The organism is Streptomyces sp. NPDC048636 (assembly GCF_040650655.1).
Lineage (GTDB): Bacteria > Actinomycetota > Actinomycetes > Streptomycetales > Streptomycetaceae > Streptomyces.
On the sequence record NZ_JBEZHR010000011.1, the window covers coordinates 88,186 to 100,415 of the forward strand.

The 12,230-nt window shown below is 71.0% G+C and carries 13 protein-coding genes; 6 read left to right on the top strand and 7 right to left on the bottom strand.

What is annotated here, in order from left to right:
- Positions 1-211 precede the first annotated feature (211 nt).
- On the top strand, positions 212-946 hold the full coding sequence (locus AB0C66_RS26655) for a TVP38/TMEM64 family protein (protein ID WP_362443605.1): 735 nt from the start codon (positions 212-214) through the stop codon (positions 944-946).
- Positions 947-983: 37 nt separating this feature from the next.
- Here the strand turns inward: AB0C66_RS26655 and AB0C66_RS26660 are convergent, their stop codons facing one another.
- The gene (locus tag AB0C66_RS26660) at positions 984-2,501 is read right to left on the bottom strand and encodes an MFS transporter (RefSeq protein WP_362443608.1); all 1,518 of its coding nucleotides are present in this window, start codon (positions 2,499-2,501) and stop codon (positions 984-986) included.
- Between the two features lie 307 nt (positions 2,502-2,808).
- On the opposite strand from AB0C66_RS26660, the gene AB0C66_RS26665 reads away from it, so the two are divergent.
- Positions 2,809-3,681: an undecaprenyl-diphosphate phosphatase gene (locus AB0C66_RS26665; RefSeq protein ID WP_362443611.1), complete on the top strand. Its 873-nt coding sequence runs from the start codon at positions 2,809-2,811 to the stop codon at positions 3,679-3,681.
- A gap of 287 nt (positions 3,682-3,968) precedes the next feature.
- Here AB0C66_RS26665 and AB0C66_RS26670 read toward each other — a convergent pair whose 3' ends face one another.
- Entirely contained in the window at positions 3,969-4,607 is a 639-nt protein-coding gene (locus AB0C66_RS26670) for an HAD family hydrolase (protein WP_362443614.1), read from the bottom strand.
- Between the two features lie 113 nt (positions 4,608-4,720).
- Positions 4,721-5,335 carry a flavin reductase family protein gene (locus tag AB0C66_RS26675; protein WP_362443617.1) on the bottom strand — a complete coding sequence of 205 codons (615 nt, stop codon included), beginning with the start codon at positions 5,333-5,335 and terminating at the stop codon, positions 4,721-4,723.
- 152 nt (positions 5,336-5,487) lie between these two features.
- On the opposite strand from AB0C66_RS26675, the gene AB0C66_RS26680 reads away from it, so the two are divergent.
- Positions 5,488-6,183, top strand: coding sequence for a hypothetical protein (locus AB0C66_RS26680; RefSeq protein ID WP_362443620.1), 696 nt, complete (start codon positions 5,488-5,490; stop codon positions 6,181-6,183).
- 50 nt (positions 6,184-6,233) lie between these two features.
- Here AB0C66_RS26680 and AB0C66_RS26685 read toward each other — a convergent pair whose 3' ends face one another.
- The 4 genes from AB0C66_RS26685 to AB0C66_RS26700 all read right to left on the bottom strand — a co-directional run bounded on the left by AB0C66_RS26685 (position 6,234) and on the right by AB0C66_RS26700 (position 8,453).
- The gene (locus tag AB0C66_RS26685) at positions 6,234-6,692 is read right to left on the bottom strand and encodes a VOC family protein (protein ID WP_362443623.1); all 459 of its coding nucleotides are present in this window, start codon (positions 6,690-6,692) and stop codon (positions 6,234-6,236) included.
- Positions 6,689-7,555 (bottom strand): helix-turn-helix domain-containing protein, encoded by an 867-nt coding sequence (locus tag AB0C66_RS26690; protein ID WP_362443626.1) that lies wholly within the window; start codon positions 7,553-7,555, stop codon positions 6,689-6,691. Before AB0C66_RS26690 ends, AB0C66_RS26685 begins: the two co-directional genes overlap by 4 nt.
- A 57-nt stretch (positions 7,556-7,612) precedes the next feature.
- Positions 7,613-7,918: a hypothetical protein gene (locus tag AB0C66_RS26695; protein WP_362443629.1), complete on the bottom strand. Its 306-nt coding sequence runs from the start codon at positions 7,916-7,918 to the stop codon at positions 7,613-7,615.
- A 115-nt stretch (positions 7,919-8,033) separates the two neighbouring features.
- Positions 8,034-8,453, bottom strand: a complete 420-nt coding sequence (locus tag AB0C66_RS26700; RefSeq protein WP_362443632.1) for a hypothetical protein — start codon at positions 8,451-8,453, stop codon at positions 8,034-8,036.
- Between the two features lie 305 nt (positions 8,454-8,758).
- Here AB0C66_RS26700 and AB0C66_RS26705 point away from each other — a divergent pair, with 305 nt between their 5' ends.
- From AB0C66_RS26705 to AB0C66_RS26715, 3 genes are read left to right on the top strand one after another with little or no spacing between them, the layout of a single operon-like run.
- Positions 8,759-9,562, top strand: coding sequence for a hypothetical protein (locus AB0C66_RS26705; RefSeq protein ID WP_362443635.1), 804 nt, complete (start codon positions 8,759-8,761; stop codon positions 9,560-9,562).
- Between the two features lie 14 nt (positions 9,563-9,576).
- Complete coding sequence (locus AB0C66_RS26710; protein ID WP_362443638.1) at positions 9,577-10,797, top strand: copper amine oxidase; 1,221 nt, start codon at positions 9,577-9,579, stop codon at positions 10,795-10,797.
- A 43-nt stretch (positions 10,798-10,840) separates the two neighbouring features.
- Positions 10,841-12,202, top strand: a complete 1,362-nt coding sequence (locus AB0C66_RS26715; protein WP_362443641.1) for a serine hydrolase domain-containing protein — start codon at positions 10,841-10,843, stop codon at positions 12,200-12,202.
- Positions 12,203-12,230: the final 28 nt, after the last annotated feature.

Genomic DNA, 12,230 nt, shown 5'->3' on the forward strand with positions numbered 1-12,230 from the left:
GCGAGCGAACTTCTGGTGTCACGGGGGTTGTTCTGCCTGGTGACGAGCGACAGCCGAAGGCCCACCGTTCGGGTCGGCCGACAGAGGGCCGCTGCCGACGGCCAAAGTCCAACGGCCAACGGCCAACGGCCAACCGACGATCGGCCGACAGTCCTGCGACGAGAGGATGACGTCACAGCGGACGCCAGGGCCGGTCGGTTAGGCTCCACCGATGCTCGATATCGCCGCCCCCGCCTCGAAACCGGCCGTGCGCCGCGCCCGCGCGGTGCTGCTGTCGCCGTGGTCGCGGCTGGGGCTGCTCGCCGCACTGCTGGTCGGCTCCGCGGCGTCGGTCTGGATGTGGCAGCCGCACCGCTTGCTCGCCCACGGCTGGCCGCCCCAGCTGGCGGGCCCGGCGGCCGTGGTGCTGTTTACGGTCGCATACGGCCTGTGCACGGCGGCGCTGGTGCCGCGACCGCTGCTGAACCTGGCGGCGGGTGCGCTCTTCGGCTGGCAGGCCGGACTGGCCGCGGCGGTCGCCGGTACGGTGATCGGCGCCGGAGTCTCCTTCGGTCTGGGCCGGCTGCTGGGCCAGGACGCGCTCCGTCCGCTTCTCCGGGGCCGCTGGCTGACCTCGGCCGACCGGCAGCTCAGCCACCACGGCTTCCGGTCGATGCTCGCGATCCGGCTCTTCCCCGGCATACCGTTCGCGGCCGCCAACTACTGTGCCGCGGTCTCCCGGATGAGCTGGCCCTCGTTCCTGCTGGCGACCGGTACCGGCTGTGTGCCGAACACCGCCGCGTACGCCGTGGCGGGCAGCCACGCGACCACACCCACCTCACCCGTCTTCCTCATCGCGATGGCGTGCGTCGCCGTTCCGGCCCTGGCCGGGGTCGTGGTGGCCTGGCGCAAGCGCGGCGGCGTCCGGACCCCGCGGACCGCCGAGGGCGCCGCGCCCCACCTCTGATCCCGGGCCCGGGCACCCGTGGCGCGGGGCGGGACGGTCAGCCGTCGCCCGCCCCGGGAGCCGGGGACACCGCCGCGGCGCGGACGGACAGGGGCTCGGCGATGTCCTCGAGGGAGCGGCGCTCCGCGGGTACCGCCAGGAACGCGGCGATCAGTCCGGCCACCACCATCAGCGACGCCCCGATACAGAAGGCCAGCACGGTGTCGGCGACCACACCGCTCGCCGTGAGATCCGCGAAGATCAGCGGGCCGGTGATCCCTCCGGCCGCCGTACCGATCGCGTAGAAGAAGGCGATGGCCAGCGCGCGCGTCTCCATCGGGAAGATCTCGCTCACCGTCAGATAGGCGGAGCTGGCCCCGGCCGAGGCGAAGAAGAGGACCACGCACCAGCACGCGGTCATGGTCGTCGCGGTGAGCCATCCCTGACCGAAGAACCAGGCGGTGACGAACAACAGGGCCCCGGAGAGGACATACGTCCCCGCGATCATCGGCCGCCGACCGACCGTGTCGAAGAGCCTGCCGAGCAGCAGCGGACCGAGGAAGTTGCCGAAGGCGATGACCGCGAAGAAGTAGCCGGTGACACCGCTGGACACGTGGAAGAACTTCACCAGGATCGAGCCGAAGCCGAAGGTGATGGCGTTGTAGAGGAACGCCTGTCCGACGAAGAGGGCCAGCCCCAGCACCGCGCGCCGGGGGTAGGAGCGGAACAGCGTCCGGCCGATGTCGAGGAAGCCGGTGCTCTTGCGGGTTCGGATGGTGAGGGACCGGCCCGCCTCGGGGAGAGGGCGGCCGGTCTCCTCCTCGATGCCCCGTTCCACCTCCGCGACCAGTTGCTCGGCCCCCTCCGACCTGCCGTGGATGAACATCCAGCGCGGGCTCTCCGGGACATGGCGGCGCACCAGGAGGATCACCAGGCCCAGGACCACTCCGAGGGCGAAGGTGAGCCGCCATCCGATGTCCCGCGGGAAGAAGCTGGTGTTCAGCATCAGGACGGACAGCAGTGAGCCGCCCATCGCGCCCAGCCAGAAGCTGCCGTTGATGATCAGGTCGACCCGGCCCCGGTACCGGCTCGGGATCAGTTCGTCGATGGCGGAGTTGATGGCCGCGTACTCCCCACCGATGCCCAGACCGGTGACAAAGCGGCAGAGGAAGAACCACCAGACGGAGAAGGAGATCGCGGTCAGGGCCGTCGCCGCGAGATAGACCACGAGCGTGATCATGAACAGTCTCTTCCGGCCGTACCGGTCGGTGAGCCAGCCGAAGAACAGGGCGCCGCAGCACGCTCCGGCGACGTAGAGGGCCGCGGCCATGCCCGTGACCTGGGAATCGGTGATGGGCAGCCCACTGCCCGGTTCGGAGAGGCGGCTGGCGATATTGCCGACGACGGTCACTTCCAGACCGTCGAGGATCCACACCGTGCCCAGTCCTATGACGATCATCCAGTGCCAGCGGGACCAGGGCAGCCGGTCCAGCCGCGCCGGAACCTCGGTCGTCACCGTCCCGGCCGCCGCACGGCCGTTTCCGCCCCCTGGTGTTCCTTGCCCGGTCACGGTCATACGGTCGGCTCCTCGGCAGGTCCCCGGCCTCGCGCACGCGGAGTACGGACGCGGGGTGCGAACGTGATGTGTGCACGTGGTGTGCGCACGTGGTGTGCCGAGCCGCCGGGTACCCCATGATCAATGCGATTAACGGGTGAGCGGACCGGGTCCTTGGTCGTCGCTCGCCCGGGGACGCTACGCTGCCCCACGAGACCGGTGGTTGATCGTCGACCACCGGCTTCTTCCCGTCGGCCACCCCCGCCTGACCCGGTCGTGCCCATCATGTACCGGCCAGGGCATGATCAGCCTGGATAGCGTAGACGCAATGTCGTGGTTTGAATCTTTCATCCTTGGGCTTGTCCAGGGGCTGACCGAGTTCCTTCCGATTTCCTCCAGTGCCCATCTCCGGCTCACGGCCGCCTTCGCGGGCTGGAACGACCCGGGGCCCGCCTTCACCGCGATCACCCAGATCGGCACCGAGCTCGCGGTGCTCATCTACTTCCGCAAGGACATCGCGCGGATCGTCTCGGCCTGGTTCCGCTCGCTCTACAGCAAGGCGGCGCGCTCCGACCACGACGCGCAGATGGGCTGGCTGGTGATCGTCGGCTCCATACCCATCGGCGTGCTCGGCCTCACGCTCCAGGACCAGATCGAGGGCCCGTTCCGTGATCTGCGCCTCATCGCCACCACCCTCGTGGTCATGGGCCTGGTGCTGGGCTTCGCGGACCGGCGGGCGGCGCGCGACGAGACGGGCGGTAAGCACCGTGTCGCCAAGCAGCGCAAGACGCTCCAGGAGCTGCGGGCCAAGGACGGGCTCATCTACGGCCTCTGCCAGGCGATGGCCCTGGTGCCGGGCGTCTCCCGGTCGGGAGCGACCATCAGCGGCGGACTGCTGATGGGCTACACCCGCGAGGCCGCCGCCCGCTACTCCTTCCTCCTCGCCGTACCGGCGGTCCTGGCGTCCGGGCTCTTCGAGCTGAAGGACGCGTCCGAGGGACACACCTCCTGGGGCCCCACCATCTTCGCGACCGTGATCGCCTTCGTGGTCGGATACGCGGTCATCGCATGGTTCATGAAGTTCATCTCCACCAAGAGCTTCATGCCGTTCGTGATCTACCGGATCGCGCTGGGCCTGCTGCTCTTCGCCCTGGTCGGCTTTGACGTGCTGAGCGCGCACGCGGCCGAGTCCTCGGGCTGACCCCCTCCCGCCCGGCGCCCACGACGCGGACGGGGACCCGTGACGCGAGCGGGGACCCGCGCCACGGGCAGGAAGATGGGCCGCCGGCCGAGGAGGGAGGAGTCCGGCGGCCCCTTCGCTCAGGTCTGGCGCCCCCTGAGCGGCATGGGAAGAGTCAATCGCCCCCCGGTACGGACCGGGAAGGGTGTGCGGTAGATATATGCAAGCGCTCTCGTCACACGGGGTGTGAATGCATCACACACCGTGAATCCCTGCCCTGAGCTGCGCTCTTCTTCCCGCCCTCGAGGTCATCCGGTGGCGATGCCGAGCAGCTCGTCCAGCGAGTCGATCCGCCAGTCCGCGAGGGCGGCGTCGGACGTCCCGGACCAGAGGTGTCCCCACGGCCCGCGCCGGATATGCGCGGCCCGCAGACCGGCGGCCCTGGCCGGACGGATGTCGAACGCCGGACGGTCCCCCACGTACACGGTGCGGTCGGGGGCGCCGCCCGCGAGCTCCAGCACCCGTCGGAAGAATCCGGCCTCGGGCTTGGCCACGCCCCATCCCCCGGACGTGGCGACGGCATCGACGGGCAGCTCCAGCGCCCGCAGCAGCTCGCCCATGCGGACCGTCTGGTTCCCCGCGACGAGGATCCGCGCCCCGGCACCGCGCAACCGGCCGAGCGCGGTCCGGACGTCCGGATACAGATCCGCCTCGTCGAGCCGTTCGCCGTGCCCGGCCGCCTCGCGCGCCCGCCACTCCGCGGCGATGTCCAGCCCCGGCTTCAGCAGACCGAGCGCGTCCGTGTCCGCGCGCCCCTGCGCGACGACGGCGCCCACCAGGGCGGAGAGGGTGTGTCGCGGGGCGCCGAGCCAGTCCGCCCACGCGGCCCAGTGGCGGTCCTCACGGATGAGGGTCGAGCCGACGTCGAACACGAAGGTCTCCATCACCGGTAGCACCCTACGGCCCCATGGCCCTTCCGCCCGGTGGGCGCTCCGTCAGCCCTCGCCCTGGCCCGGCTGCCCGGCTAGCCCCGCTGGCCCGGCTGCCCCGCTGGCCCGGATCAGCCGATCTGACCGTCCTGCCAGTCCGGGTATCGGATCCGGGCGCGGTCCAGCACCTCACCCGTCGTGCCCCACTCGTTCTTGCCGAGCCGGGCCAGGGGCTTGAGCCGGTCGATCTCGGGGTGCCCGTCGGTCATCACCGCGTCGTCGACCACGGCGTGCACCACCCGGCCGAACACCACCGTGGAGTCCCCCAGCCCCAGCGTGCCGTGCAGCACGCACTCCAGCGCCACCGGCGACGCCGCCACCCGCGGCGGCTTCACCCGCAGGCTCGTCTCCTGCTCGATCCCCACCTTCTCGAACTCGCTGACCCCGTGCGGAAAGTCCGTCGCGGTCGCGTTGATCTGCTCGAAGAGCCGCTCGGGGGCGAAGTTCACGACGAACTCCCCGGTCTCCTCGACATTGCGCAGCGAGTCCTTCCGCCCGACGGAGGTGAACTGCACGATCGGCGGGGACACACAGGAGACGGAGTAGAACGAGTGCGGCGCGAGGTTGGCCGTCCCATCCGCCGACATCGTCGACACCCAGGCGATCGGCCGGGGCACCACGACGGAGGTCAGCAGCTTGTAGAAGGGGGTCCGGTCCATGGCCTCGGGATCAAAGTCGATACGCATGCCGCCCAGTATCCGCGTCCGCGCCGGGGACCCCAACCATGGGCCTCCGCCGTGATCCCCTTTACCCTCCGCCGGAGAGAGCTTCCTTTAGTACGCAACCATTCCGGCCTCTTACAAGTCCTTCACACACCAGAGTCAACCTGGGGGGCCATATGCACGTCCGTCTCACCACCGCCGCGGTCCTCGCCGCCGTGCTCCTGCCGCTCACCGCCGGATGCGGCAGTCAGGAGCAGGGCACTGCCGAACGGGGGAAGAGCGGCGACGCCGCGGAGAAGCGGGACAAGGCCGACGCCACCAAGGCCGGCAAGGTCGGCAAGGCCGAATGCGGGCCCGACTCGGACCTCACCCAGGACGAGTGGATGGACACCTGCGTCGACGAGGACGAGGAGGACGCCACGGTCGACGAGTCCGGTCCGGAGGACAAGCGGCCCGGGACCGAGCTCGCGGTCGGCGACACCTTCCGCTACGACGACGGCCTCAAGGTCACCGTCACCGGGATCGAGAAGGTGACCACGTTCGCCGAGTACGACAGCCCGCCCAGCGGTGACGAGACCGCCTTCCGCATCAACATCACGTTCGACAACCGGAGCGAGAACCCCGTCGACCTCGACGAGTTCAGCGTCAACGGGCAGGGCGCCACCAAGGGTGGCGACAGCGAGTTCACCACCTGGGACACCGGCTCCAAGGAGATCGCCGGACGTCTCGCCCCCGGTATGTCCGACACCAAGAACAGCGACGGTGTGCTCGACAAGCAGTACGGATCCCAGCTGCTCGTCACCGTCACCCGGATGACCGAGGACGCGGAGGTCCTCGCCGAAGACCCGCACTGGACCGGCCCCATCGCGTAGCCTCCCGGCGCCGGGGCGCCAGGAGGCGTCGTGGAGCCGTCGGGGAGCCGTCAGTCCTGGCCGCGGGGTTCGCCGGGGTAGGTACCGAAGGACCAGGTGTTGCCCTCCGGGTCCGCGATGGCGAACTCCCGGCTTCCGTAGGGCTGGTCCTCGATGGCGCGGACGATCGTCGCCCCGGCGGCGGTCAGCCGTGCGTGGAGCGCGTCGATGTGTGCGGTGACGATGTACGCGCCGGAGCTGCCCGGCTGGAGGCAGCCCTTCTCGCCGGACGGGTCGTGGGAGCCGAGCATGATGCCACCGCCCTCGGGCCAGTCGAGCTGGGCATGGGCGACACGGTCGCCGTCCCGATAGACGACCGTGCGCTCGAAGCCGACCGTGTCGACCAGGAAGTCGATCAGAGCGGGGGCGTCATGCGCCTGGAAGGTGGGCCAGACATCGGGGGCCCGGAGCCGTTGCTTCTCAGTGGTGTGCGTGGTGTGCGCACTGTCCGTGGTGTGGGTGGTGTTCATGCCTCCCACTCTTCGCCGTAGCGGTGCGCCCCGGCTTGGATATTCCGGCACTCTTCGGCGAGCCAGGCCGTCGGGCTGAGGCCGGTGTACTGGCGGAACTCCCGGACGAGGTGGGAGTGGTCGCAGTAACCGCACTCGGCGGCGATACGGGACAGCTCCGGTGGCCGGTCCGCGGCGACGGCGCGCGTCACCGCCGACCTGGCGTGCTGGAAGCGCATCAGCCGGGCGGCCTGCTTGGGGCCGAGCCCCGTCTCGGCGCGGAACAGGGTGGTCAGCCGGCGCGGGCTGAGTGCCACGTGGTCCGCGAGCCCGGACAGCGTGCCGGTCCCGCGGTGGCGGGCCAGCCAGGCCCACGCCCCTGCCACCTCGGGGCGCACCGCGGGGTACCGGACCGACGCCGCGCGCTGCCGCAGATAGCCGCCGAGCGTGGCGAACCGTTCGTCCCAGGTGTCCTGGGCACACATCCGCTCGCGCACCTCGGCGGCCCGGGCGCCGAGGAGATCCGTGCCGCAGACGACCGGCGGGGAGGTGAGCTCACCGGCGGGCACTCCGAGGAGCGCACGGGCGGCGAGGGGGTGCAGCGCGAGCTGGACACCTGCCTCGTGGCTGCCCTGGGCCACGTACGCGGGGTCCTGGTGCAGTCCGCCGACCACGATGTCGGTCCGCACGGCATCGGCCCCGTACGCCTGCTCGGGGGTACGGCCGGTGATCACCGGGCCGCCGAAGGAGAAGATCAGCGTCAGATAGGGCGAGGGCAGCCCGCGGTGCAGCGCCGGAGGGACCCCGGCGGAGCGGTAGCCGACCGCGGACACGACCATGCCGCCGAGCCCGGGAGCGGCCCGCACGAACTCGCGGGTGCTCATGGCACCAGTATGGGCCACCGCCACGCCGCGGGGTCCGGCCCGGCTCCCGGCCGTTCGTCAGCCCCGCCGCTCCCCCGCCTCCAGCAGCGCGGCGTGCGCCGCCGCCGTCAGCACCACCGCCGCGAGCACCCATGGGATCCAGTCGCCGGGGTTGGGCAGCCGGCTCCGGCCGAGCGCGATGGGGTAGACGAGCACCGCGTACACCGCGGGGACGGCCGGGCGGACGACACCCTTCCGGGCGGCGGCGAGAAACAGTGGCGGGCCGAGCAGCCCGGCGGAGAACACCACGCCCAGCGTCCACAGCACCCGGCCGCGGCGGGTGCTGTAGAAGGTGGCGGTCGTGCGGGCGGGGACATCGGTCATCGGTCACCTCTCGGCCGTCGGCCCCTCGGGGGTGTGCTAGGCGGTGTGCTCGGCGTGTGCGGAACGTGCTCGGGGCGTGCTCCCGATCGCGCTCGGGGGCCGCTCGGAGAACGCCTCAACGCGCCTCGTCCCGTTCCGGTTCGGGACGCAGACGGCTGAGCGCGTGATGGGCCCCGGCGGCGCCGATACCGTCCAGGCTGAGGAGTTGGCGCGTGGACAGGCTGGACAGGAGTTCAAGATTGTCAACGCCCGCCCGCAGCAGGGTATTGGCGAGGCGGTGCCCGATTCTGTCGTGGCCGAGAGCGTCGAAGAGTTCACCGCCCTCACAGGAGCAACGGCGTTTCCCACCGGCGCTCTCCGGTGAGTTCCGCGGGGTGGTGCACGCCGAGCACACATCGATCATTCGGCCGTCCTGTCGCGCCAGCGCCCAGCTCATGAGGGCCATCACCTCCCGTACCGCGCTCACGCTGTCGGCCGCGTGGGATGAATGGGTGGCGCCACAGAGGTCACATCGAATGATGATCCAATGGCTCATGTGCGCATGATGGCAGACAGGTTGCGGGCGGACCGTCTTCGTAGTCGCTTTGAAGTCTCCCCCGTCGGGGTCGCTTTCCGGCCGGAACATGCGTTTCTCACAGTCGCTTGATTACAAAAGCAACTGTTATGCCGCCCGGAGTGGTGAAAACGTGAGCCGACAGTGGACAGCGGAGAGCCTCGGAGGTGTCCGGGCGAGCCGTCGGAAAGCGTCTCGAATCGCTCCGGTGGGACGGCCATCGCCGTGCTGTCCTCCCGAGCCCGACCCGGGCTCGACCGACCGAAACGACGGGAACGGCTGGGTTGATGACAAGCGACGCCACGCACAAGGGTGCGGCCGACGCGAAGGGCGGCCGCACACGACGATGGCGAATACCCATGGCCCTGGGTCTGACGGCCCTGCTGGCGGCCGGGGGTACGGCGGTGCTGAAAGCCACCGGGTCATCCGCCCCCAGCAGCTCCCCCGCCGCCGTGATCGCCTCCCATAACACCCCGCTGACCTCCGAGGAGTCCCGCGAGGCCGCCCGGATCGCCGTCGGCCACACCACCTCCCGCCGGGGGGACACCGGCACCACCCGCGAGCGGAACGCCGCGGGCGCCGCCGGGGCCGAACCGCTGGACACCCACCGCCCGCCGCGGCCCAAGGCGAAGTCGGCCGCGCCGGACGGTGAGGCCGAGGTCCAGCTCTACGACTACGCCTCGGACAGCCTGATCACCCGTCGGGTCGATCTGCGCTCCGGGAAGGTGCTGGCCTCGATCCGCCGCCACGGTGTGCAGCCGCCGCCCAGCCTCGCGGAGGTCCGGCAGGCGGTGAAGATCCTCCTCGCCGACCGCCGCCTCGGCCCGGGGATGCGCGCGTCCTACGCGTCCGCGACGAAGAAGAAGCTGACCTCGCCCAGTCAACTCAAGGTCCAGGGAATGGCGTTCCTGGCCGCCCGCGCCGACGGTGTCGAGGGAGCCCGGCAGGTGTCCCGGTGCGGAGTCCACCGGTGTGTGCAGCTCTTCGTCCGCGTTCCGGGCGAGCGGGGCCGCGACGGCGGCACATGGATCGACACCAGCCGCATCGTCATCGATCTGTCGGCCCGGCGCGCCGCCGTCATCGGCCTCTGAGGGGAGCCCCGTTCGTGTTCCGTGTCCTTTGGCGTGCCCGTGTGCTCGTGGCCGTCGTGGTTCTGCTGGTGCTGGGGACGCCGGGTCCGGTGTCCGCCGCTCCCCGGGAGCGCTCGGCGGCCGCCGAGTGCCCCGCGGCCAACCGCATCGACAAGACCCTGAAGAACGGCGCCCGTTGGCAGATGTGCTGGGACGTCGACCGCAACACCGGTGTGGTGCTGAGCGATGTGACGTACACCCCGCTGCGCGGCACCGCCACCCGGGTGCTGAAGAGCGCGGCGCTCGCCGAGGTGCATGTGCCCTACGACAGTGGCCAGCCGCGCTTCTACGACGTGTCCTCCATCGGCTTCGGCGATCTGGAGCAGGGCACCCTCACCGCGCTCACCAAGAAGGACTGCCCCACCGGGCGGCTCGGGAGCCTCCGGGACACCGCCGTCGTGTGCGCCGAGGAGCAGCCGAGGCCCTTCGCGTACAAGAGCGCGGTGGAGAAGGGGGTGTTGCACGGCAGCGATCTGACCGTCTTCTCGGTCTCGGAGATCGGCTGGTACGACTACATCGTCGAGTGGCGTTTCGCCGACGACGGTTCGATCACCCCGAGGGCGGGCGCCACCGGGTCCCTGTCGCCGTTCCAGTTCGCCGACGCGGCCCGTGGCTGGCCGACCGGGGTGGGCTCCACCCGGTTCAGTGAGAACCACACGCACAACATCTTCTGGCGGCTGGACTTCGATGTGGACGGGGAGCGGAAGAACGTCGTCGAGCAGTACGACTTCCCCGGCAGCGGTACCGCGAAGCGCACCACCAAACGCACCGTGCTCACCCATGAGACGGCGGCGGACATCGCCCCCAGCCGCTTCTGGCGGGTGGTGAACCCGACCGCCGAGAACGCCGACGGCCACCCGAAGTCGTGGGAGATCGACAACCACGAGAGCGACCAGTACCGGGGGCCGGACCACACCGAGGACTTCACCCATCACGACATGTACTTCACGCAGTACCGGGCGTGTGAGCGGCTTGCCTACGGCAACACCGCGAACGCGTATGGCACCGCCGCCTCCGGCTGCGCCGCCTCGGTGGACAAGTACACAGGCGGCGAGAAGCTCACCGACCCGGTCGCCTGGGTCAGCGTCGACTTCCACCATGTGCCCCGGGACGAGGACGAGGACCCCATGCCCACCCACTGGCAGGGCTTCCGGATCGTCCCCCGCGATGTGACCGCCACCAGCCGGCTGCCGTAACCCCCGGCACGCCGTCCGTCCCCGTTGCGTCAAGGAGTACACCGTGTCCGACCGGTCCGAGACCGCTCCCAGAGAGGAGCGGCGCCCCAAGGAGCGCCGCCTCCTCGAAGACCGTCTGACCGCCCTGGCCCGCGCCCACCGGGTGCCGGGTGCCCAACTCGCCGTGCACACCGGCGGATCCACGCTCGCCGTCGAGACCGGTGTGCTGGACGCGGACACCGGAGAGCCGTTCACCGCCGGGGCGGCCGTGCCCATCGGCTCGATCACCAAGTGCTACACCGCGACGGTGGTGATGCTGCTGGTGGCCGACGGCGATGTGGAACTCGACGACCGGCTCGGCGACCATGTCCCGGAGCTGCGGCGGTCCGGGTGCACGGTGGGCCAGGTGCTCAGCCACACCGCCGGGCTGCCGTCCGGCCCCGACTCCGACCAGGTGGCCGCGGTGACCGCGTCGCGCTATCTGCTGGACCACTGCACCGACCGCAGTCTGGTGATGCCGCCCGGCACCGACTTCTCCTACTCCAACGCCGGTTACGTGGCGGCGGGGCGGCTGATCGAGACGGTCACCGGGATGAGCTGGCCGGAGGCCGTACGGTCGGTTCTGCTGGACCCGCTGGGCACCGTGCCGTGTCTCGTCGGCGCCACCGCGGCCACCCCACGCCGTCCGGTGGCACACGGCCACGCGGGGAACACGGCCACCGGCAGAACCCGGCCGGTGCGCCAGAACCTCGCCCCGGCGGAGGCCGCGGCCGGGGCCCTCGCGTGCAGCGCGCTCGATCTGGTGGCGCTGGCCCGGATGCACACCGGCGACGGCCCGCCGGGGCTGCTGCCGCCGGAGCTCGCGGCGCGGGCGCGCCGCCCGGTGCCCGGCGCGGACCCCGGTGTGCTCGCCGACGGCTGGGGCCTGGGGCTCGCGCTCTTCCGGCGGGACGACACCCTGTGGTTCGGCCACGACGGCAACGCCCAGGGGACCTCCTGCCATCTGCGGGCCGATCCGGTCAGCGGTGCCGTGGTCGCCTTCACCAGCAACGCCAGCGGTGGCACCGAGCTGTGGTATGAACTGGCCGACGGGCTCGAGGACATCACCGGGATCCGGGTGCCGGCGACACCGGCCCGCCCGGCCGCGGCCACCCCCATGGCCGCGACGGCCCAGTGCACCGGGATCTATCTGAACGGCGACATCGAGTACCAGGTGACGATGAACGACAGCGGCAGTCTCGCCCTGTCCGTGGACGGCGATCTGCCCGCGCCCCTGGTCTGCCACGAGGACCTCAGCTGTGACCTGGTGGACCCGTCCTCCGGGCGCCGGATCGCCGGTGGCCGTTTCGTGCGCGATCCGCGGACCGGCGCGGTCGACCGCATCCAGCTCTCGGGCCGGATGGCCCGTAAGAGCGCCCTGGTCTGAGCTCCGCCTCCGGACTCCCCACCGCGGC